Genomic DNA, 19,703 nt, shown 5'->3' on the forward strand with positions numbered 1-19,703 from the left:
CCGGATGTATCCCTCCTATGGCATATACAGGAATCTTTACTGCTTTACAGACATTCTCCAGAAATTCCAGTCCTCTGGGTGGAAGTCCTTTTTTACAGTCAGTTGTATAAATATGTCCTGCCGTAAGATAATCAGCTCCCAGACTTTCTGCTTTCAATGCATCTTCTACGGAGTGAACCGAACTTCCGATCTGCCGGAAACCTCCAAGCTTTCCCTCATATTTTTCCAACAGAAACATTGGCAGATGAATGTATGGATGATGCAGTTTTTCTGCTACGTTTACATAGGTATGTAATATACAGGGAACCTGATATCTCTTACAGATTTCCAGTATCTGCTCTGCCAGACGAGAATATTCTTCCTCCGGCAGATCCTTTTCCCTCAGAATAACCGCCTTCGGATGAAGGCTGCATACACGCTCGATCTGTTCTGCAAAGGGACGTTGACACAGGGAGCGGTTGGTCACTGCAATTACATTTTCATAAGGATTTTTCTGCATTTTAGAGGTACACATAATCATTCATAACCGGCTGAAGATCATGATCCAAAAGTGCCTTATAGACTTCATCTACAGACCTTCCGTCTGAAATCTCAAACTGGTCATCTCCTTTATCTTCGATATCCTCCACATGACTTCCGATTCCTGTGCTGACTCCTGCTGAAATCTTTGTCGCAGCAATTCCAACCAGGTTATCGCGGACACGCTCACACTCTCTGGTAGATACCGTAATGCTTGCAAATGGCATGAACAGACGATAGGCGCAGACCACCTGAAGCAGCTGTGGTTCATGTACATCCATAGGATTAATACGGTCATTGTTGATGATCGGCCGAAGTCTCGGACAGGAAAATGCAATCTCTGCATGAGGATATTTTCTCTGCAAAAGATATGCATGATATCCGGTGGCAAAAGCATCCTTACGGAAATCATCCAGTCCCAGAAGTGCAGCAAATCCTACTCCTCGCATACCACCCTTTAAAGCACGTTCCTGTGCGTTCAGACGATAAGGAAATATACGCTTGTGCCCTGCAAGATGCAGAGTTTCATACTTATCTGAATTATAAGTCTCCTGGAATACCGTTACATAATCAGCTCCGCATTCATGGAGATATGCATACTCATCTGAATTCATAGGATAAACTTCAAGTCCGATTACTTTGAAATATTTCCGGGCAATCTTACATGCTTCTCCGATATATTTTACATCAGATTTTGCTCTGCTCTCTCCTGTAAGAATCAGGATTTCCTGCAGTCCTGTCTTTGCGATAGCAGCCATTTCCTTATCAATCTCTTCTGCATTCAGCTTTGCTCTGCGGATCTTATTATGGCAGTTAAATCCGCAGTAAATACAGTAATTCTCACAGTAATTTGCAATATAAATAGGGGTAAACATATACACACTGTTCCCAAACTTAGTTTGGGAACAGTGTGTATATGTTTACCCCTATTTATATTGCAAATTACTGTGAGAATTACTGTATTTACTGCGGATTTAACTGCCATAATAAGATCCGCAGAGCAAAGCTGAATGCAGAAGAGATTGATAAGGAAATGGCTGCTATCGCAAAGACAGGACTGCAGGAAATCCTGATTCTTACAGGAGAGAGCAGAGCAAAATCTGATGTAAAATATATCGGAGAAGCATGTAAGATTGCCCGGAAATATTTCAAAGTAATCGGACTTGAAGTTTATCCTATGAATTCAGATGAGTATGCATATCTCCATGAATGCGGAGCTGATTATGTAACGGTATTCCAGGAGACTTATAATTCAGATAAGTATGAAACTCTGCATCTTGCAGGGCACAAGCGTATATTTCCTTATCGTCTGAACGCACAGGAACGTGCTTTAAAGGGTGGTATGCGAGGAGTAGGATTTGCTGCACTTCTGGGACTGGATGATTTCCGTAAGGATGCTTTTGCCACCGGATATCATGCATATCTTTTGCAGAGAAAATATCCTCATGCAGAGATTGCATTTTCCTGTCCGAGACTTCGGCCGATCATCAACAATGACCGTATTAATCCTATGGATGTACATGAACCACAGCTGCTTCAGGTGGTCTGCGCCTATCGTCTGTTCATGCCATTTGCAAGCATTACGGTATCTACCAGAGAGTGTGAGCGTGTCCGCGATAACCTGGTTGGAATTGCTGCGACAAAGATTTCAGCAGGAGTCAGCACAGGAATCGGAAGTCATGTGGAGGATATCGAAGATAAAGGAGATGACCAGTTTGAGATTTCAGACGGAAGGTCTGTAGATGAAGTCTATAAGGCACTTTTGGATCATGATCTTCAGCCGGTTATGAATGATTATGTGTACCTCTAAAATGCAGAAAAATCCTTATGAAAATGTAATTGCAGTGACCAACCGCTCCCTGTGTCAACGTCCCTTTGCAGAACAGATCGAGCGTGTATGCAGCCTTCATCCGAAGGCGGTTATTCTGAGGGAAAAGGATCTGCCGGAGGAAGAATATTCTCGTCTGGCAGAGCAGATACTGGAAATCTGTAAGAGATATCAGGTTCCCTGTATATTACATACCTATGTAAACGTAGCAGAAAAACTGCATCATCCATACATTCATCTGCCAATGTTTCTGTTGGAAAAATATGAGGGAAAGCTTGGAGGTTTCCGGCAGATCGGAAGTTCGGTTCACTCCGTAGAAGATGCATTGAAAGCAGAAAGTCTGGGAGCTGATTATCTTACGGCAGGACATATTTATACAACTGACTGTAAAAAAGGACTTCCACCCAGAGGACTGGAATTTCTGGAGAATGTCTGTAAAGCAGTAAAGATTCCTGTATATGCCATAGGAGGGATACATCCGGGAACAGGACAGTTAAATGAGATTATGGAACATGGTTCAGCCGGTGGATGTATTATGTCAGATATGATGAAGATATAGTAAATAAAAAGCCGTATTTCAACAATCAAACATGTTGAAATACGGCTTTTATAAAAGCATCATTCATCAAAAATAGTAACAATTTCACCATCCAGAATACGGTTTGTATTCTTTACGGCACAGAAGTTTCCGCACATACTGCAGGTGTCTTCTTTCTCAGGTTTGGCCTCTGCGCGGTAGCGTCTTGCTTTCTCAGGATCCATGCTGAGTTTGAACATTTCTTCCCAGTCAAGACGTTTTCTCGCTTCGCTCATCTTATAATCCCATTCTGCGGCACCGGGAACTCCTTTGGCAATATCAGCAGCATGAGCAGCAATTTTGGCAGCAATAATTCCCTCTTTTACATCAGCTGCATTTGGCAGACGAAGATGTTCTGCAGGTGTTACATAGCAGAGGAAAGCAGCACCTGAATAAGCAGCGATCGCACCGCCGATTGCGGAAGTAATGTGGTCATATCCGGGAGCAACATCTGTTACAAGCGGTCCAAGTACATAGAAAGGAGCGCCATGGCAAAGAGTTTTCTGGATCTCCATATTAGCTGCGATCTGGTTCAGCGGCATGTGGCCAGGTCCCTCGATCATAACCTGAACATCCTTTTCCCATGCACGTTTGGTAAGCTCACCGAGAGTGATCAGCTCTTCAATCTGTGCAGTATCAGTTGCATCTGCAATACATCCGGGACGACATGCATCTCCCAGACTTAAAGTGATATCATACTCTCTGCAGATATCAAGAATTTCATCAAAATGTTCATAGAACGGGTTCTCTTTTCCTGTCATTTCCATCCATGCGAACATAATAGAACCACCTCTGGAAACAATGTTCATGAGACGTTTATTCTGTTTGAAACGTGCTGCGGTTGCACGATTCATACCGCAGTGGATAGTCATAAAATCCACGCCGTCTTCTGCATGCATACGTACGATATCAATCCACTCTTCAGAAGTAATCTTGCCAAGTGCTTTGTGATAATATACTACTGCGTCGTAGATTGGAACAGTACCGATCATTGCCGGACATTCGGATGTAAGTTTGCGGCGGAAGCTTCTGGTATCTCCGTAGGAGCTGAGATCCATGATGGCTTCTGCACCCATTTCTACTGCTGAATGTACCTTTTCATATTCCATATCAACGTCTTTCCAGTCTCTGGAAACACCTAAATTTACATTGATCTTGGTGGTCAGCTTTGCACCGACACCGCTCGGACTGATGCTCTTGTGATTTTTGTTGCAGGGAATAATTACCTGTCCTTTTGCAATCAGTTCTCTTAATTCTTCCACGTCAAAGTGTTCTTTTTCTGCTACGATTTCCATCTGTGGTGTGATGATTCCCTGACGTGCCGCGTCCATCTGCGTTGTATACTGTGTCATTTTTTCCTCCTTGCCCTGCACTGTGGGCTCTTAATTGCTGCACATAGTAATAGATAAACAGCAATATTAAATGAACTGCGCCTCCTGCATACAGCAGGGACTTGCACCTGCGCATATTCGTAAGTTTTTAAGTAAACTACTGGTGTGACAGAGAGTGGTGCCCCCGGTCTGTCGTGGCAATATTTTATTGCCTTTCAGGCGTATGAAATCATTTGCCTGACTATTTGTCCGCAATTAAAACAAGGGGGAGATAATATGATATGTCCGTTCAGAGTAAAAGGAAAACTGCAATATGCCAACAAGCATATTGCAGTGTGGAAGAACTATAACTTTCCCTACGTTGGCATTATCCAAATCAGGTAATGGGTTAAAGCGATACAGCTTACTCTCAGCCTGTTTACACAAGCACCCCTTGTCTCAATTACAATCAGTGTATCACTTAGATATGGGAAAGTCAATATAAAATTTTGGCTACGTCATTGATAACGTAGCCGGATTTATGCAATTGCTATGGATAACTATGGTCAGACTAAGGACATATTATAGGCTTTGGAATCAGAATGCCATACTTTGTTTTTCACTTTTTTATTGGCAATTACCTTAATGCCGTACTTGGTATTCCTTTTCATTCTGGTGAGTGTAAAGAAATTGGAAGTTGTTGTTTTTACTTTTTTGAAAGAACTGCTTCCCGGATATTTTATGTAAATACTGTAATTGTCTGCACCGGCAGTTCTGTTCCATTTTACGCTCATGGAGCTGTTTGTGTTGCCTGCTTTCTGAAGAGTGATGACATTGGAAATATATCTGTCCGTAGAGGTTGAACTTACATACCGTTTATTTCCCAGAACCAGGTAAGGGTAAATCTTCACCTGATAAAATGTATTGCCGGATATTGGAATGGTAAAGGAATATCTGGTATTAAAATATTTAGTTATAAGTTTGTGGGCTGCAGAACTCTGGTATACAACCTTATAACCTGTAATGGAGTTTGAAGGGTTTACAGTCTGCATATTGAAGGTATATCTGCCGGTTGATGCATAGGAAGATTTAATCTTTACCTTTGAATAAAGCGTGGTACATCCCACAGTACGGGAAGAAATCGCAATGCCGGATGAATTCAGTGCTGTGATTTTAATAACGTAAGCAGTTCCTGCTTTTAGCTTATTGATCTTAGCTTTGTTGCGGGTATTGCCAATATAGCCGAGAAAACGATAGGAAGAGGAACTTAAAGGGCTGATATTGACAGCATATTTGGAAGCATTGGTAACAGGGTTCCACTGAATAGTTACAGAATTCTCGGAAGCTGCTGTCTGTCTGATCCCTGGCTGGGCGGTAAGAGAAGCGCAGGCATTCTGTGCATCGGATGATTCAATGGCAGGGGTGTCAGAATCGTCACTTTGAGCCTGTTCCACAGATTGTTCAGCGGGTGCCAGCTGTGCTGTGGCTGCGAATACAGAGGAAGCGGACGATAACGTGAGAACAGCACTGAGTGCAATACTCACAAAGAATTTTTTAAAACTTCTTGCTTTCATAGTAAAACCTCCTTTTGAAGTGCAAAACGAGAGAAAAAAATTGTTTTGCAGATAGTACACCGAAGTGTGTCTGAGCAGATTTAAATAATAAAAAAGCTCCGTTAATGTTTGATTTATTGTAACATAACGGAGCTGAATTTCTGTAATTTGTCGTTGCGGGTAGTGGTTACTCATCCCATCCGTCATACATACGGATATTGACCTGAATATTTCTTACAATATCTCCCTCCAGCAGATCCAGATCGGATTCGTCGGAAATTGCAGGGAGATCCATTTCATCTTCCATTACTTCTGCATAAATCCAGTTATAAGCAGCCTCGTTTGCATTATCGATCGCATCGTCGAGAGTGTCGCCTTCAGCTTCACAACAGGCAAGATCCGGAAAAAATGCTTTATATCTGCCTTCTTCATTTTTGCGGAAAACCGCAGGATATATAAATTTCATTGGTAAGAACCCCTTTCTGCTTTACGTTTATACTTAGAATAGTATATAATACATTCATATATTCATCAAGAAAAAAAAGAGTTATTAGTAACATTGGTAACAGAAGGATAAGGGGTTATATAGTATGCTGACAATAGAAATGGATAATTTTGACCTGGGGCAGATCTGCAGATCCGGGCAGTGCTTTCGGATGGATCAGATCGGTGATGATCGTTACCGGGTGATTGCGGGAGATAAATATCTGGAACTGACTCAGGAGAGAGGAATTGTCAATTTCTTTTGTCCGGAAGAAGATTTCATTTTCTTCTGGATCCGGTATTTTGATCTGGATTGTGATTACAGTGAATATATAAACATGATCAATCCAAGGGATAAATATCTGACAGCAGCAGGAGAGATGGGAAGCGGAATCCGCATTCTGCAACAGGATCTGTGGGAGATGATTATTTCATTTCTGATCTCTCAACAGAATAATATTACAAGAATAAAGAAGTGTATTGAAAATATCAGCCGGGAATTTGGAGTAAGAAAAACAAGCAGCACAGGTGCAGAATATTATGCGTTTCCGACTGCAGAGGCATTGGCTTTGGCAACGGAAGAACAGCTTCGGGAGTGCAATCTGGGATACAGAGCAAAATATGTGCTGGACACAGCCAGAAAAGTCTGTTTCGGAGATATTTCACTTAACAGTCTGCATGATATGACTTATAAAGCTGCACGAAAAGAACTGCTGGGACTGTATGGAGTTGGTGAGAAAGTAGCTGACTGTATCTGTCTTTTCGGATTGCATCAGCTGGATGCATTTCCTGTAGATACTCACATCCGCCAGGCGTTGGATGCTCATTATAAACGGGGATTTCCAAACAGACGTTATAAGGGCTGCCGGGGCGTGATGCAGCAGTATATATTTTATTATGAACTGATGAAGTAACAATTCTGCAGATAACGATGGAATAGTTATTTGATGAAGGTCAGAAAACAAAGAGGAGGAATGTTATTATGGAAATCGGAGCAATGTTAGACGAATTAAGAGAAAAAGCGCTGAAAGACCGTAACATCTGGCAGGAACTGATGGACACCAGAAAGGCAGAACAGCCGCTTGCCGCTTTCTGCGCGAAGTGTCGGGAACTGGGATATCAGATTTATGAGATGGATATGATCACAGCCGGAGAAGAATTTTATGCTACCATGCGAAGAAGTACCAACGGTGGAGGTGAAAACTCTCCGAAGCTTGCAGGGGAAGACGATTTCTATGAACTTTTCTTCGCAAGCCTTGAGGAGCACATTTAGGCAAATAAGAAAGTCCTCATCTGCTGAGCTAGAGTGTGTCTGAAAAATCATTCCCGCAATCTGCACGCCCCACTTTGCGGGATATTTCACCCGAATTCAGTTGCCGTAGCCCACTACGGCGCCCTCATCCGAGCAAAATATCCCACAAATTGTGACGCACATCTTGCAGAAAGCCTTTTTCAGACACGCTCTGGTTAAAGAAACACAGAGATGGGGATTTTCTTTGGGATAATGTGTATAATTGTATGGATTATTTTGGTTATATGTGTATAAAATAATTATTCCTGGCTGTCTACACCATTTTTTTCACAGATATCATTCAGACAGCACCTGTCACAGTAAGGTTTAGTGCGTGCTGTACAGACATCGCGGCCATGATTGACCAGGCGGTGACAGAGATCATTGCCTTCTTCGGGCGGAATGATTTTCCATAAAGCCATTTCTACTTTCTTAGGTTCTTTCATATTATCGACCAGACCGATGCGGTTGGAGAGACGGATGCAATGGGTATCTGTCACGATCGCCGGTTTGCCGAATACATCTCCCATAATCAGATTGGCACTCTTTCTTCCAACTCCGGGAAGTTTCAGCAGAGCATCAAAATCCCCGGGAACATTGTCATGATACTGTTCGTGGAGGATTTTCATGCAGGCACTGATATCTCTTGCTTTACTCTTACCCAGACCACAGGGACGTACGATTGATTCGATATCTGCAACATCTGCATTTGCAAGAGCTTCTACAGTAGGGAACTTTGCATACAGATCCTGTACAACTACATTTACTCTTGCATCTGTACATTGTGCAGCCAGACGCACACTTACCAGTAATTTCCATGCATTATCATAATCCAGAGTGCAGTCTGCATCAGGATATTCCTTTTTTAACCGTTCAATGACCTCGAGAGCCAGTTCCTGTTTTGTCATAAGTGTTCTATCTCCATTCTGCTGATATTTTATATTTGTTTTTCCTCAGGTGTATTTGAAAAATCATTCTCACAAATTGTGACACACATCTTGCAAAAAACATTTTTCAAACACGCTCTTTTATTTCGGATGAGTTACTGTTTACTCTGTTCTCAGTAACGCAGCCAAAATTCATTCCAGATTGCCTGCGGCAATGGGATTTTGGCTTGTATGTCTCGGGATTTTGGCATATTTATGCTAAAACACCTTGCGGAATAGTGATATGTGAACAGTAACCAGTAATCATACGACACTATAATAACACAAACAACACCCTCTTGCATTTCCAATTTCCCTATATTAAAATAAAACTAACCATTGTAAACAAGAGGGAAAAGAATGAAGGTACGAATGTATAATGTAGGTTTCGGAGACTGCTTCTGTCTCCGGGACAGAAAGAAGAGTCTGCTGGTAGATTTCGGAACAAATAACAGCAGGATAGAGGGGCGCCCCAGAAGAGAAATATTTGATGTGATCATCTCAGATCTGTCTACGATCAAGAGTAAAAATCTGCTTCTGACACATTTTCATATGGATCATCTGTCAGGACTTCTTTATATGATGAAGAAAAAAGATATTTCTGTTGACTTTGGGAAAATTTATCTTCCCGATGTTTTTTCAAAAAAAGAAATGAGCAGAACATTGGTTCTGCTGCTTCTGGCAGATTTGTTAAAAGAATCCGGATTGCCAAGCCGTCAGGTTAGCCTGTTTGCACTGGTGGATGCACTTCTGGAGAACAAACAGAACGTGGAACTGTTAAGCAGAGGAAAACTGTTTGAAAACAAATATCAGGCACTCTGGCCGGATACAGATGTAATCCGGAAGGAGACGGACGAAGTCTATAACAGAATCTGTGAAGACGGGAAATTTAAAGAAGTAATGGATGTTCTGCTTGAATTTGCAGAGAAACTGAGACTGATCGTATGGTCTATGACTGCTGAAGGCAATAAACCGGCGGAAACTGTGGAAAAAGAAACAGATTTAACAGCATCTGAGCTGACAGAACAGCCGGAGGTCCGTCAGAAAATTATCCGGGCATATGTGTATGAGCGTGAATTTCGCAGAATCAAAGCACTTCCTGATTTTAAGAAACTGCTGGCATGGCTGAATGAGAATCAGATAAATCTGCGGCAGTTCAAACATAAGATCAGTATTGTGTTCCAGAATGCCAGAGACGGAGAATTAAATCTTTTGTTTACCGGGGATGCACAGCCTGAGCATCTGAAAATGATCGCAGAGAACTATGATGGAAAATTGCCATTATACGAACATTACTGGTGTATCAAGGTGCCCCATCATGGAACACAGGGACATTATTTTGATTTTTCTCAGTATGAACCTGAAAATATGCTGATCTCTAATGGAATCCATTTTGCCAACAGCAAGAAAGAGTCAAAAGAACTCCGTACTTCACCGCTCTATGGAGGCTTGTTTTATATCCCGGATACTCATATGTACTGTTCAAACTGTGACTGCTGCGACAGTTACGAGAACGGATGTTCCTGTAAGGAGGCGGATGTTATCTCTCCTGCTTATTACAAGGATATATAAAGCGGTATATTTTGCTCGGATTCGGTTGCCGTAGTTATAGTCTGATTTGAATTAATACAGTGGGAGATTTTTATGATTTTATGATCCGATAAACATAAAACAGCAGACATCTGTATATTCCATCGAATATACAATGCCTGCTGTTTGTTTTTTACAGAATTTATATGATCACAAATTTTATTGGATTATTTTGCCGGTGTCAGGTGCCAGATATCGTTGTTGTACTGTTCGATAGTTCTGTCAGAAGAGAAGAATCCGGCTTTTGCAATATTAACCAGCATCTTCTTTGCCCATGTTTTTCTGTCTGCGTAATCAGCCAGTGCCTGATCTTTCTTCTCAACATAATCGTTGAAGTCAAGCAGTGTCATAAACCAGTCTTTGCTTACCAGTTCGTGGTGCAGTCTTTCGAGATTTTCTTTGTGGCCAAGTGCCAGCATCTTTTCACTTACAATGAAGTCAACACATTCCTTGATGCGTTTGTCATTTTCATAAATATCTCTGGAGCAGTAGTCAGCTTTCTCGTAATGTTCGATAACTTTCTCACTGGATTCACCGAAGATATAGATGTTATCTTCACCAACCAGTTCGCTGATCTCAACATTAGCGCCATCCATAGTTCCCAGAGTAACGGCACCGTTCAGCATGAACTTCATGTTACCTGTACCACTTGCCTCTTTGGAAGCCAGGGAGATCTGCTCAGAAATATCGCATGCAGGGAATAATTTTTCGGCTGCGGATACATTGTAGTTTTCAACCATAACAAGCTTCATGTATGGTGCAACTTCCGGATCATCTTTGATGAGATCCTGGAGTGTGAGCAGAAGATGAATGATATCCTTTGCGATCACATAAGCAGGAGCTGCTTTTGCACCAAAGATAAAGGTTACAGGCTGAGATGGTTTTTTGCCACCCTTAATCTCCAGATATTTGCTGATGATGTACAGAGCATTTAACTGCTGGCGTTTGTACTCATGGAGACGTTTGATCTGGATATCATAGATGCTGTTCTCATTAATTTCAACACCTGTGTTAGAGAGGATAAATTCTTTACAGGTTTTCTTAGCTTCTGTTTTGATCTCAAGAAGCTTGTTCAGAACTGCCTCATCATCCTTATATTTCAGGAGATTTTCCAGAGCAGTTGCATTTGTTTTAAACTCATCACCGATCAGAGAGGTAATATAGTCTGTCAGCGGATGATTGCAGTGCATTAACCAGCGGCGGAATGTGATACCGTTAGTTTTGTTGTTGAATTTCTCCGGATAAATATCATAGAAAGCCTTCAGCTCGCTTGTTTTCAGGATTTCTGTATGCAGGGCAGCAACACCGTTGATGGAGAATCCATAGTGGATATCCATATGTGCCATGTGAACCAGGTTGTTCTTGTCGATGATGGCTACATTTTCCTGAGGATATTTTGCTTTGATCTTTTCATCCAGCTTTTCGATGATTGGTACAAGGTGAGGAACTACATCAAGAAGGTAGTCCATTGGCCATTTTTCCAGAGCTTCTGCAAGGATGGTATGGTTTGTGTAAGCACATACTTTGGATACGATTTCAGCAGCTTCATCAAAGGCGATTCCACGTTTTGTCAGGAGACGGATCAGTTCCGGAATGACCATACTTGGGTGAGTATCGTTGATCTGGATCACTGCGTAGTCTGCAAGGTCATGCAGGTTGCAGCCTTTCTTTGTTGCCTCGTCAAGGATGAACTGTGCAGCATTGGATACCATGAAGTACTGCTGGAAGATACGGAGCTTACGTCCGTCATCATCGCTGTCATCCGGATACAGGAACAGTGTCAGGTTGTGAAGGATGTCCTTTTTGTTAAAGGAAATTCCATCGTGAACCATAGATTCATCTGCCAGATCAATGTCAAATAAGTGCAGATGAATGGATTTGTTATTGTAGCCTGCAACGTCGATATCGTACAGGGAAGATTTTAGTGAAAATCCGCGAAACGGTACAGTATAGGAAACACCTGCAGGTGTGAGCCAGCTGTGTTCTTCAATCCATGGGTTCGGAGTTTCCTTCTGAAGTCTGTTCTCAAAGAGCTGTTTGAAAAGACCCAGATGATAATTCAGACCAATACCTTCGCCCGGAAGACCGAGAGTTGCGATGGAATCCAGGAAGCATGCTGCCAGACGTCCAAGACCACCGTTTCCAAGAGATGGTTCCGGTTCAACTTCTTCGATGTCAGCGATGGCTTTTCCATTCTCTTTTAAGAATGCAGCAACATCATCATAGATTCCCAGATTGATCAGGTTGTTGGATAATAATTTACCGATCAGGAATTCTGCGGAAATATAATAGATTTTCTTCTTTCCATTATGATAGCCTTTTTCAAAGAGCTGATTTTTTGTATAGATTAATAATGCGTTGTAAATTTCTTCATTTGTGCACTGGCGTGCATTTTTCTTATACAGGTCATAGATGAGCTTTTCTAAATTTTCCATCGTAATCTCCCTTTCTGAAATAAATATGTGTTTTTTATGAGTTAGATTGCTTATTTTTTTAGGTTTGAATAGTGTATTGTCTTGGGTTATATCAGTAAGAGAAGTTCTCTTGCTGACATCTATAACTATATCAGCAGTCTATTCAAAAAAATACAACAAAATTGCGATTTTATGACAGATTTCTGCGAAACTTGTGAGGGGACATTCCGGTTGCCTGCCGGAATTTCTTAATGAAGTAGCTGGTGTTGTTGAAACCTACTTCCAGTGCGATCTCTGTGACAGAGGAGTCGGAATGCAGAAGCAGAGGCTTTGCTTTTTCAATGCGCAGGTCATTGATGTAGGCGATCAGAGTCTTGCCGGTATATTGCTTAAACAGTTTCATAAAGTAGTATTCGCTGTAATTGGAGAGCGCAGTGAGCTCTGCCGCGGTCAGTGACTGTGAATAATTGAGGTTGATGTAGTCCAGAATCTTTTTAATAGAAGCAAGACTTTTGTTCTCTTCCTTATCTGCGGGAGTGATGTAATTTCCCATGAGCATTTCGTAGAAAAAGCTGAAGAACAGAGCCTTTAATTTTACGAAATAATATGGCTTTTTTTCTTTATGGCAGGAATGGATCCTGTCAAAAAGCAGGCAGATATTCCCATAATTGTCATCAGATCTGGAAATAATATGGGTAAATTCCGCCTGATTATCCATCAACAGGGAAATGACACGTTCCTGACATAAATCTCCCGCCGGGCCTGACAGGAAGTTCAGGTCAAAAACAATACTACGGAAATAAAGGATATTCTTCAGATCTGTTTTTATGCCATGGAGAACTCCACGGTTCACAATGATCAGGTCACCGGCCTTGACGCGGAGGATCTCTTTATTCAGACGGACCAGTCCGCTGCCAGATTCAATATAGATCAGTTCCATCTCGTCATGCCAGTGGTTGTAGAGGGAATGGAAGATTTCGCAGTTGTCTGTATAAGTTTCTATGGGAAGTTCAAAGGAGCCGTGAGAGCTTCGTTCTTTCAGGGTATCATCTACTTCGATCGTGGGAGTAACTGGCATGGAAAGCGCCTCCTTTTTTCAGAGATTTTTTATCTGTAGTAAGACAATGGAATCAAAAGTATTATTATGGTCGATCCACTGATAGGAGCCATTATACTTCTGGCAGATATCTTCAATAATAGAAAGCCCATATCCATGAGCTCCCGGTTCTGATTTCGTAGTCTTATGTGTAAAAGTCTGCATCGGGTTCTTGGTATTGTGCATATACACAGTCAGAAATCCGTTGGAAATGTTTGCAGACAGCCGGATTTCAGGATCAGGATTGCCGGAAGCGCTACAAGCTTCGATAGCGTTGTCCAGAAGATTAAAAAATATACTGCTCAGGTCAGTCGTATTAATGGAAATCTTTTCCGGTAAAAGGATCTCGTAGGATATATGGATATGTTCCTGTTCTGCACGAAGCCGTTTCCCTTCCAGGATTGCCTGTAACAGGTTATTCTGACAGTAAGGATGAAAGCGTTCCTTCTGAAAAGTCTGATTCAGATTTCTGATTGCAGTATCAGCCTGTTCATATTTTCCCTGTTCCAAGAGTAGTTGGAAATCCTGAAGTTCCTGTACAGTTTTGGTCTGAAAATCCCGAGTATCCTGTCTGCGGATCTGAAGACTGTAATCCTGTTCCTGTTTTAATTGTTTCTGTTTTTGAAGAAAAGCCAGTTCCATTTCAGTATTGGATTTCTTTAACACATCAGAAAGAACGCAGTATAAAAGGATACAGATAAGGACCATAAATACTGCCAGAATCAGAAACATATGATCAATTTTTTCTGTATAAATTGTAGACAGAAAATATAGTAGCTGGAATACAAAGAGGAAGAGAAATAAAGGAATCAATTTAATGTTCTTTCTCATGACTGCAATCCTCCTCTGGTTGTTTTTCTTGTGGTCTGCAATTAATCCGGGACAGAACAGAAGCGGTATATGTTCCGGCTTCCTCATATTTTTTCATATCCATCAAATACATGACAGACATGATGTGATTCTCAATATCGTGATTCCATTTCCGGAGACTGGCATATTCATTACTTAACTGAACGGAATCATTCATCTGCTTTTTCATTAACTCAATTTCCATTTTTTTCTGTAAATATTCCCTGTGCTGCTGGGCTAAAGAACGGACCGCACGCAGAAACAGCAGATAACTGCCGATGCATATGATCCAGTAAATGATGCTCAGAGCCAGAACTGCTTCGGGCTTTTTCTGAAGGGAAATTATAACATTGAGAAAAACCGGAGCGATCAGTGGCAGTAACAGTTGTAAAAAGGTTAGTATTTTCAAATAATCTATACACTGTCGCAGGATTTCTGATATTTTCCAGAGAAGAAACAGGCCAAGCAGGATGTTGGAGAGTTCAATGACGAAATATTCTGCAGGTGAACAGCTGGATATCAGGTTGTGCGGAGTATAGGTATCGGTCGGTATAAAAAGATTATGAAGTGCAATGAAAACACTGGTACATAAAATTTCCGGACAGATTATCAGCAGTTGAAAAATAAAATAAACGGCTAATTTTTTCATAAAAGATGCCTGGAATAAAAAAAGTGTTACAAGAAATGTTGTAAGCTGAAATACGATTGTAATTCCATTATGCTGTGATTCACGTTTGATCCAAAATAACAGTGCCATAAATACTGACAGACACAAAAACAGCGGGAGTGAGATCTTGTGTTTGCTTGGCAGGATCCTGTAGCAAAAGTAAAGCAGTCCAAAACACAGATAAAGGCTGGATAGAATACACAAGAATAGATTGATCATATGACTGCTCATTTACTGCACCTCCCTGTGACTGGCAAGCATCATGAAAGCAAACGCGTCCTTAAACTGCTGGTAATAAGATCTGCTGACAGGGATCTCTGTATTATCAAAAAGTATAATGCCCTTATGACTGTAAGTACGTACAGCATGAAGATTAACGGCAAAGCTGTTATGGCAGAGACAGAAATCTGGTTTCATTCTTTCTGTAAGAGCTGTCAGTCTTTCTTTTGTTGTATATGTTCCTGTTCTGGTATAGATCGTGGTCTGCCTCAGATTTCGTTCCAGATAAAGAATATCGGAGCAGAGCACCTGATAATTGCGTGAATTTCCGGAGAAATACAGATATCGTGTATGCAGTTTCTCGAGCTTCTGGCACGCTGCTCTCAGAGCCAGAGGAAGATACTTTTCCATCTGCTGTTTATGGATAAAGTAGGCATGTTCTGTCTCATATACTGCGGTAGCATATTGCAGATACTGGCTGATAAAAATAATCTGAGTGTCAGGGCTGATATGGTTGATCTTTTCCGCAAGTGAGATGCCATTTACAGTGTCAGAACCAAGATCAATATCTGTCAGTACAATGGAATAAGGGCATCCATTTTCAGCAACAGTCCGGAGAAATTCATCACCGGATGCGAAATGTGTTATTTCAAAAGCTCCCGGAGGATACTTTTGCAGAATAGTATGTATTATTTCATAATGTGAAGGGTTGTCTTCGCAGATTGCAAGTTTCAAAATTGGATTAAGCTCCTTTGGATTAAAGTGGTTGTAGTTTCTTATGTCAGTGACAATATTTGTCGGATATGCCAGATGGATAAAATGAACTGTATTTCCAATAATCATACTATAAAAAATAACGGGATGCAATTTGTCTGTGAGGAAGATTGGAAAAAATTGGTTAAATATGTAGTGAAATATAGTTGTTTGTGTGAATGCATGCGATTTCGGGAGTCTGTGTGATACAATCAGGATATGGAAACAAAGAAGCGATTTTAAAGATTTTGTACGTGAAAAAATTATTAATTCCTGGTACTTTCAAGCGCTGAGTATAGAATATATGTGAAAGCGGTATTGTTTCCATGGGAGAAGAAAAATATTATAAGAATGACTGTCTGAAAATCATTATGGACATATATAAAGTGATTGGAAGTATCAGGAAACTTCTGGTAATAATACAAATGACGAAGGAATAGACAGAGAGTGGGAATGGGTTAGCTTACAAGAGCTTCCCATTCCTGCATTTCTTTTCTCGTATAGATAATCGGTAAGATGTTCTTCGTAAAGGACAATCAGCCCCTTTATTATTTCTCAGAGTATTTTTCGATTACACAATTATGTGTTTTCTGTTTTTTATCATAAGAAATTCCAACAAGTAAAATATTGTCAGTATAATTTGTAATAGCCTCAGGGTACTGCCTGTTTTTTATCTGCCGGATTGCGGTCTGGGCATTTTGATTCCATTTTAACTCAACAACAAGTGCAGGGTAATCTCTGGAATATTCTGGTTTTGGGAGGTAGACAAAATCTGCAAAACCTCTGCCTGCAGGAAATTCACGTATAGGTTTAAAATAATACCGCATAGTGCTGAGATAACCGATGGACAGAATGCTGCTGAGGGAGTTTTCGTTGTTGTACTGAATAGCTGAAGCGTATTCATTGTGTATTTTTTCAATGGATCTGGCCACAGTGTCTGCGTCCATGTCCAGAGTGGCATCCAGCAACTCTGAGGATTCCTGCTGGAATGTCAGAAATTCATTCCATTTCTTTCGTTTAACAGCTTTGGCAAGTTCCTGACGGATTTCTTCGTTTGGAACAAATGCAGAATGAGTGTCCTGATCATAACCCAGATATCCCAGATGGATCAGGCAGGTAAGAATATCATCTCTGCAGGTAAAGTTCACCATATCATTCTGGAAAGTCGTAGGATCGATTTCTACGGAATTACCGGACAACATTTCTATAATGGCAGTTTTGAGTCCGTCAAAATCCATATTGATCAGAGGCACAATTGCTTCGTAGGTTCCGGTATCCGACCAGTAGCTTTGGAATTTATTCCAGATCATTAATTCTACTACTGCTTTAGGATTGTATACCTGATATTGCTCCAGCAGATAACCGTCATACCAGTGCTTGGTTTTGGAGAAATCCCGGTGGTATTTTTCGCAGAGCATTCGTACTTCTTCCTCCGTAAAGCCAATATATCTGGAAAAGATCCTGGCGTCAGTCATTGTAAACTCCGCAAAATTGTTCAGAGCTGACTGTGTTTTGATTTTTTTGATTGGAAGAATCCCGGTGAGGTAAGCCAGTTGAATATATTTGGTAGGTTCAGAACCTTTGAACATACCGCGGAGAAAGTTGATGTATTCCTCTTGGACTACCAGGTCGGTAGAGGCATCTCGGATTAAAACATCCCATTCATCAATAATTACTACGAACTTTTGACCAGTGGCAGTGTTAATGCAGGACAGAGCCTCAGGCAGAGAGCTTATGGAGTCAGGAAGAATTTCAGGGTAATAATTTCTTAATTCCAGAATCGTTTTTTCAGTGATGTAGGAAACTACATTCTCCGGACCGCCGGCTGGTTCCATACACCATTGAATATCCAGATGGATCACATCATATTGATTCAGATATTTCGTGAAACCAGGTGCCTGACCGATTTCCAGAGATGAGAACATTTCTTCGGAACTACAGCCTTTACAGTAATATGCGGTGAGCATATCGGCAGTGATGGATTTCCCGAACCTACGGGGGCGACTGTTGCATATGAATTTCGCGGTGGTATCCATAACCTTATTTGTATATGCCAGCAAACCGGTTTTATCTACATAGATTTCTGAATTCAGCGCAACCTGAAAAGCACTGTTTCCGGAATTTACAAATCGTCCCATGGAAATGACTCCTTTCTGTTCAGTGATTTTTATCATGTATACTGATTGGTTTCTTTGTTCTATTGTAAAATGCTATATTCAGAATGTCAATGAGACATGGCAAAGATATCTGACATCTGATACGGGAGCGCAGGAATAAATTTTGTCAATAGAATAATCCCCTGGAAGTACTGATTAACTTCCGGGGGATTATCTTGTGATACAAATATGTACTGTTATATAGTGCGTATATAACGTTTTAACTCCTCGTAAAAATTTTCTCTGGTTCCGGCCATGATAATGATGATTATCAAATCATCAAGCTGTCTCACCCGATATGCCAGTTCATAATTAGTTTTATTATAATAAATGTCATAATCGTACATTCCTGTCAGATTACCTGTCTTTTCTTCGCCGATGGAATAATCTTCACATATCATTTCAATAGCTTCTTTGTACAGAGATTTCAGCTTTTTATCTTTAAGTTTTTTCAGAAATTTTGCTGCAGGTGGAAGGATCTGTACCTGTGTCATTTTTCATCCTCCGTTCCGAAAACATCCTCTAAGGAGTATCCTCCTGATTTAGATTCTGCGACTCGGTCTGCTTCGGCAAGCATTGCTTCAACTGCCGGACGGATTTTTCGCTGTGTCTGTTTAAATTTCTCAAGTAATTCTTCACCGCTATATCCCTGTCTGATCAGATCGGCAAGAATCTGTTCGGCAAATTCACCACTGGTATTTTCTTTAACGGGGCGTAAAACCAGTTCGTTTCCACGCATGATACATTCTGCTTCCGTATTAAAACCCAGAAGCGTAAAAAATTTCTGCGGGATAGTAATCTGGCGTTTAGATGAAATACTGACTTTTTTTGATTCCATGGATGCGCTGCCTTTCAATGGGATTGTTGCTGTTGCCATTCGTGTATGCCTCCTTCCTATTTTATGTTTGTTTATTCTGTAATATACATACTGCTTGGTTTCTTTGTTCTTTGTTATATTGTAAAATATTATGTTTGGGATGTCAATTACAGAGAAGTAAAATCAGTTTCTTTATTGAATAGAAAAATTTTTCTATTTGGCAGAAAATATGATTAGTGATATCATAAAAACATATCTGTAAAATTGTGCAAATGTATCCTGCTTCTGCATTGCGGTAATTCCATGAAACGATGCAATGGATTCTTTTATCAAGTGTGTTAAACAGAATCGGCGAAAGACATTGTACAGAAACAGCAGGAGTTAAGGATGGAAGATATAATGGAAGACAATTTTGAAAAATTAAATCTGCTTCTGGAGCAGGAACAGTGTGAATTTGTGGATATTCCGGATGGTTTTACCGGACAGACGGAGAGTGGAGAATTACGTTTGATTTATCTGATGAATGATGCGGTGGAAAGTTTTCTGGTTCTGAAAAATGCCAGGATGACGGGAAATTATGTCAGGGATTATGAAGGAGAGTTTGAGGGCTCTGTAGAGAAAGCAGACAGAGATTTATGTGAAGCAGAGTATATTC

Annotated in this window: 17 protein-coding genes, 4 pseudogenes and 1 riboswitch; of the genes and pseudogenes, 6 read left to right on the forward strand and 15 right to left on the reverse strand. The window is 40.8% G+C overall.

Features of this window, described 5'->3' with window-relative positions:
• Both AC075L_RS20360 and thiH (AC075L_RS20365) read right to left on the reverse strand, forming a co-directional pair.
• A partial coding sequence (locus AC075L_RS20360; RefSeq protein ID WP_476388099.1) for a thiamine phosphate synthase occupies positions 1–520 on the reverse strand: 520 nt, incomplete at its 3' end.
• A pseudogene (gene thiH, locus AC075L_RS20365) lies at positions 501–1,412 on the reverse strand (2-iminoacetate synthase ThiH); the annotation flags it as partial. The gene AC075L_RS20360 and the pseudogene thiH (AC075L_RS20365), both read right to left, overlap by 20 nt.
• A gap of 5 nt (positions 1,413–1,417) precedes the next feature.
• Between thiH (AC075L_RS20365) and thiH (AC075L_RS20370) the strand changes: the two are divergent.
• Both thiH (AC075L_RS20370) and AC075L_RS20375 read left to right on the forward strand, forming a co-directional pair.
• Positions 1,418–2,329: pseudogene (thiH, locus tag AC075L_RS20370) on the forward strand (2-iminoacetate synthase ThiH); the annotation flags it as partial.
• Positions 2,310–2,906, forward strand: a complete 597-nt coding sequence (locus AC075L_RS20375; protein ID WP_195981583.1) for a thiamine phosphate synthase — start codon at positions 2,310–2,312, stop codon at positions 2,904–2,906. The pseudogene thiH (AC075L_RS20370) and the gene AC075L_RS20375, both read left to right, overlap by 20 nt.
• Before the next feature lie 59 nt (positions 2,907–2,965).
• On the opposite strand, the gene thiC is transcribed toward AC075L_RS20375, so the two are convergent.
• The 3 genes from thiC to AC075L_RS20390 all read right to left on the reverse strand — a co-directional run bounded on the left by thiC (position 2,966) and on the right by AC075L_RS20390 (position 6,253).
• Positions 2,966–4,276 (reverse strand): phosphomethylpyrimidine synthase ThiC, encoded by a 1,311-nt coding sequence (gene thiC, locus AC075L_RS20380; RefSeq protein WP_008707069.1) that lies wholly within the window; start codon positions 4,274–4,276, stop codon positions 2,966–2,968.
• A gap of 314 nt (positions 4,277–4,590) precedes the next feature.
• Positions 4,591–4,699, reverse strand: a riboswitch (TPP riboswitch).
• Between the two features lie 101 nt (positions 4,700–4,800).
• The gene (locus AC075L_RS20385) at positions 4,801–5,808 is read right to left on the reverse strand and encodes a fibronectin type III domain-containing protein (RefSeq protein WP_476388100.1); all 1,008 of its coding nucleotides are present in this window, start codon (positions 5,806–5,808) and stop codon (positions 4,801–4,803) included.
• 166 nt (positions 5,809–5,974) lie between these two features.
• A complete protein-coding gene (locus AC075L_RS20390) occupies positions 5,975–6,253 on the reverse strand; it encodes a type II toxin-antitoxin system HicB family antitoxin (RefSeq protein ID WP_008707065.1) in 279 nt (92 codons plus the stop codon).
• A gap of 124 nt (positions 6,254–6,377) precedes the next feature.
• Between AC075L_RS20390 and AC075L_RS20395 the strand changes: the two genes are divergently transcribed.
• Positions 6,378–7,184, forward strand: coding sequence for a DNA-3-methyladenine glycosylase family protein (locus tag AC075L_RS20395; protein ID WP_008707063.1), 807 nt, complete (start codon positions 6,378–6,380; stop codon positions 7,182–7,184).
• 95 nt (positions 7,185–7,279) lie between these two features.
• Here the strand turns inward: AC075L_RS20395 and AC075L_RS20400 are convergent.
• A pseudogene (locus AC075L_RS20400) lies at positions 7,280–7,684 on the reverse strand (DUF6783 domain-containing protein).
• On the opposite strand from AC075L_RS20400, the pseudogene AC075L_RS20405 reads away from it, so the two are divergent.
• Positions 7,643–7,741 (forward strand): annotated as a pseudogene (locus AC075L_RS20405) (DUF6783 domain-containing protein); the annotation flags it as partial. The pseudogenes AC075L_RS20400 and AC075L_RS20405 sit on opposite strands and share 42 nt — an antisense overlap.
• An 80-nt stretch (positions 7,742–7,821) precedes the next feature.
• On the opposite strand, the gene AC075L_RS20410 reads toward AC075L_RS20405, so the two are convergent.
• Positions 7,822–8,469 carry an endonuclease III domain-containing protein gene (locus tag AC075L_RS20410; RefSeq protein ID WP_008707061.1) on the reverse strand — a complete coding sequence of 216 codons (648 nt, stop codon included), beginning with the start codon at positions 8,467–8,469 and terminating at the stop codon, positions 7,822–7,824.
• Positions 8,470–8,847: 378 nt separating this feature from the next.
• On the opposite strand from AC075L_RS20410, the gene AC075L_RS20415 reads away from it, so the two are divergent.
• Positions 8,848–10,059: an MBL fold metallo-hydrolase gene (locus AC075L_RS20415; protein ID WP_008707060.1), complete on the forward strand. Its 1,212-nt coding sequence runs from the start codon at positions 8,848–8,850 to the stop codon at positions 10,057–10,059.
• Positions 10,060–10,244: 185 nt separating this feature from the next.
• Here AC075L_RS20415 and AC075L_RS20420 read toward each other — a convergent pair whose 3' ends face one another.
• The 8 genes from AC075L_RS20420 to AC075L_RS20455 form a co-directional block, all read right to left on the reverse strand.
• Entirely contained in the window at positions 10,245–12,512 is a 2,268-nt protein-coding gene (locus AC075L_RS20420; RefSeq protein WP_055059460.1) for a glycogen/starch/alpha-glucan phosphorylase, read from the reverse strand.
• Between the two features lie 169 nt (positions 12,513–12,681).
• Positions 12,682–13,569, reverse strand: a complete 888-nt coding sequence (locus AC075L_RS20425) for an AraC family transcriptional regulator (protein ID WP_062807094.1) — start codon at positions 13,567–13,569, stop codon at positions 12,682–12,684.
• 18 nt (positions 13,570–13,587) lie between these two features.
• Positions 13,588–14,418: a sensor histidine kinase gene (locus tag AC075L_RS20430; protein ID WP_173696809.1), complete on the reverse strand. Its 831-nt coding sequence runs from the start codon at positions 14,416–14,418 to the stop codon at positions 13,588–13,590.
• Positions 14,402–15,334 (reverse strand): hypothetical protein, encoded by a 933-nt coding sequence (locus AC075L_RS20435; protein ID WP_173696810.1) that lies wholly within the window; start codon positions 15,332–15,334, stop codon positions 14,402–14,404. Before AC075L_RS20435 ends, AC075L_RS20430 begins: the two co-directional genes overlap by 17 nt.
• Positions 15,335–16,057: a LytR/AlgR family response regulator transcription factor gene (locus AC075L_RS20440; protein ID WP_173696811.1), complete on the reverse strand. Its 723-nt coding sequence runs from the start codon at positions 16,055–16,057 to the stop codon at positions 15,335–15,337.
• Positions 16,058–16,623: 566 nt separating this feature from the next.
• Complete coding sequence (locus AC075L_RS20445; RefSeq protein ID WP_173696812.1) at positions 16,624–18,213, reverse strand: AAA family ATPase; 1,590 nt, start codon at positions 18,211–18,213, stop codon at positions 16,624–16,626.
• Between the two features lie 215 nt (positions 18,214–18,428).
• The gene (locus AC075L_RS20450; RefSeq protein ID WP_173696813.1) at positions 18,429–18,725 is read right to left on the reverse strand and encodes a type II toxin-antitoxin system RelE/ParE family toxin; all 297 of its coding nucleotides are present in this window, start codon (positions 18,723–18,725) and stop codon (positions 18,429–18,431) included.
• Complete coding sequence (locus AC075L_RS20455; protein WP_044996646.1) at positions 18,722–19,108, reverse strand: AbrB family transcriptional regulator; 387 nt, start codon at positions 19,106–19,108, stop codon at positions 18,722–18,724. The genes AC075L_RS20450 and AC075L_RS20455 overlap by 4 nt, the downstream gene beginning before the upstream one ends.
• A 327-nt stretch (positions 19,109–19,435) precedes the next feature.
• Here AC075L_RS20455 and AC075L_RS20460 point away from each other — a divergent pair.
• A partial coding sequence (locus tag AC075L_RS20460; protein ID WP_476388101.1) for a DUF3878 family protein occupies positions 19,436–19,703 on the forward strand: 268 nt, incomplete at its 3' end.

Source organism: Blautia sp. ZXY-1-B12, from assembly GCF_056339915.1.

Excerpts from the sequence above, each read along its gene's own strand:
- AC075L_RS20375 (WP_195981583.1), top strand. The coding sequence starts at position 2,310 with ATGATTATGTGTACCTCTAAAATGCAGAAAAATCCTTATGAAAATGTA.
- thiC (WP_008707069.1), bottom strand. The coding sequence starts at position 4,276 with ATGACACAGTATACAACGCAGATGGACGCGGCACGTCAGGGAATCATC.
- AC075L_RS20385 (WP_476388100.1), bottom strand. The coding sequence starts at position 5,808 with ATGAAAGCAAGAAGTTTTAAAAAATTCTTTGTGAGTATTGCACTCAGT.
- AC075L_RS20390 (WP_008707065.1), bottom strand. The coding sequence starts at position 6,253 with ATGAAATTTATATATCCTGCGGTTTTCCGCAAAAATGAAGAAGGCAGA.
- AC075L_RS20395 (WP_008707063.1), top strand. The coding sequence starts at position 6,378 with ATGCTGACAATAGAAATGGATAATTTTGACCTGGGGCAGATCTGCAGA.
- AC075L_RS20410 (WP_008707061.1), bottom strand. The coding sequence starts at position 8,469 with ATGACAAAACAGGAACTGGCTCTCGAGGTCATTGAACGGTTAAAAAAG.
- AC075L_RS20415 (WP_008707060.1), top strand. The coding sequence starts at position 8,848 with ATGAAGGTACGAATGTATAATGTAGGTTTCGGAGACTGCTTCTGTCTC.
- AC075L_RS20420 (WP_055059460.1), bottom strand. The coding sequence starts at position 12,512 with ATGGAAAATTTAGAAAAGCTCATCTATGACCTGTATAAGAAAAATGCA.
- AC075L_RS20425 (WP_062807094.1), bottom strand. The coding sequence starts at position 13,569 with ATGCCAGTTACTCCCACGATCGAAGTAGATGATACCCTGAAAGAACGA.
- AC075L_RS20430 (WP_173696809.1), bottom strand. The coding sequence starts at position 14,418 with ATGAGAAAGAACATTAAATTGATTCCTTTATTTCTCTTCCTCTTTGTA.
- AC075L_RS20435 (WP_173696810.1), bottom strand. The coding sequence starts at position 15,334 with ATGAGCAGTCATATGATCAATCTATTCTTGTGTATTCTATCCAGCCTT.
- AC075L_RS20445 (WP_173696812.1), bottom strand. The coding sequence starts at position 18,213 with ATGGGACGATTTGTAAATTCCGGAAACAGTGCTTTTCAGGTTGCGCTG.
- AC075L_RS20450 (WP_173696813.1), bottom strand. The coding sequence starts at position 18,725 with ATGACACAGGTACAGATCCTTCCACCTGCAGCAAAATTTCTGAAAAAA.
- AC075L_RS20455 (WP_044996646.1), bottom strand. The coding sequence starts at position 19,108 with ATGGCAACAGCAACAATCCCATTGAAAGGCAGCGCATCCATGGAATCA.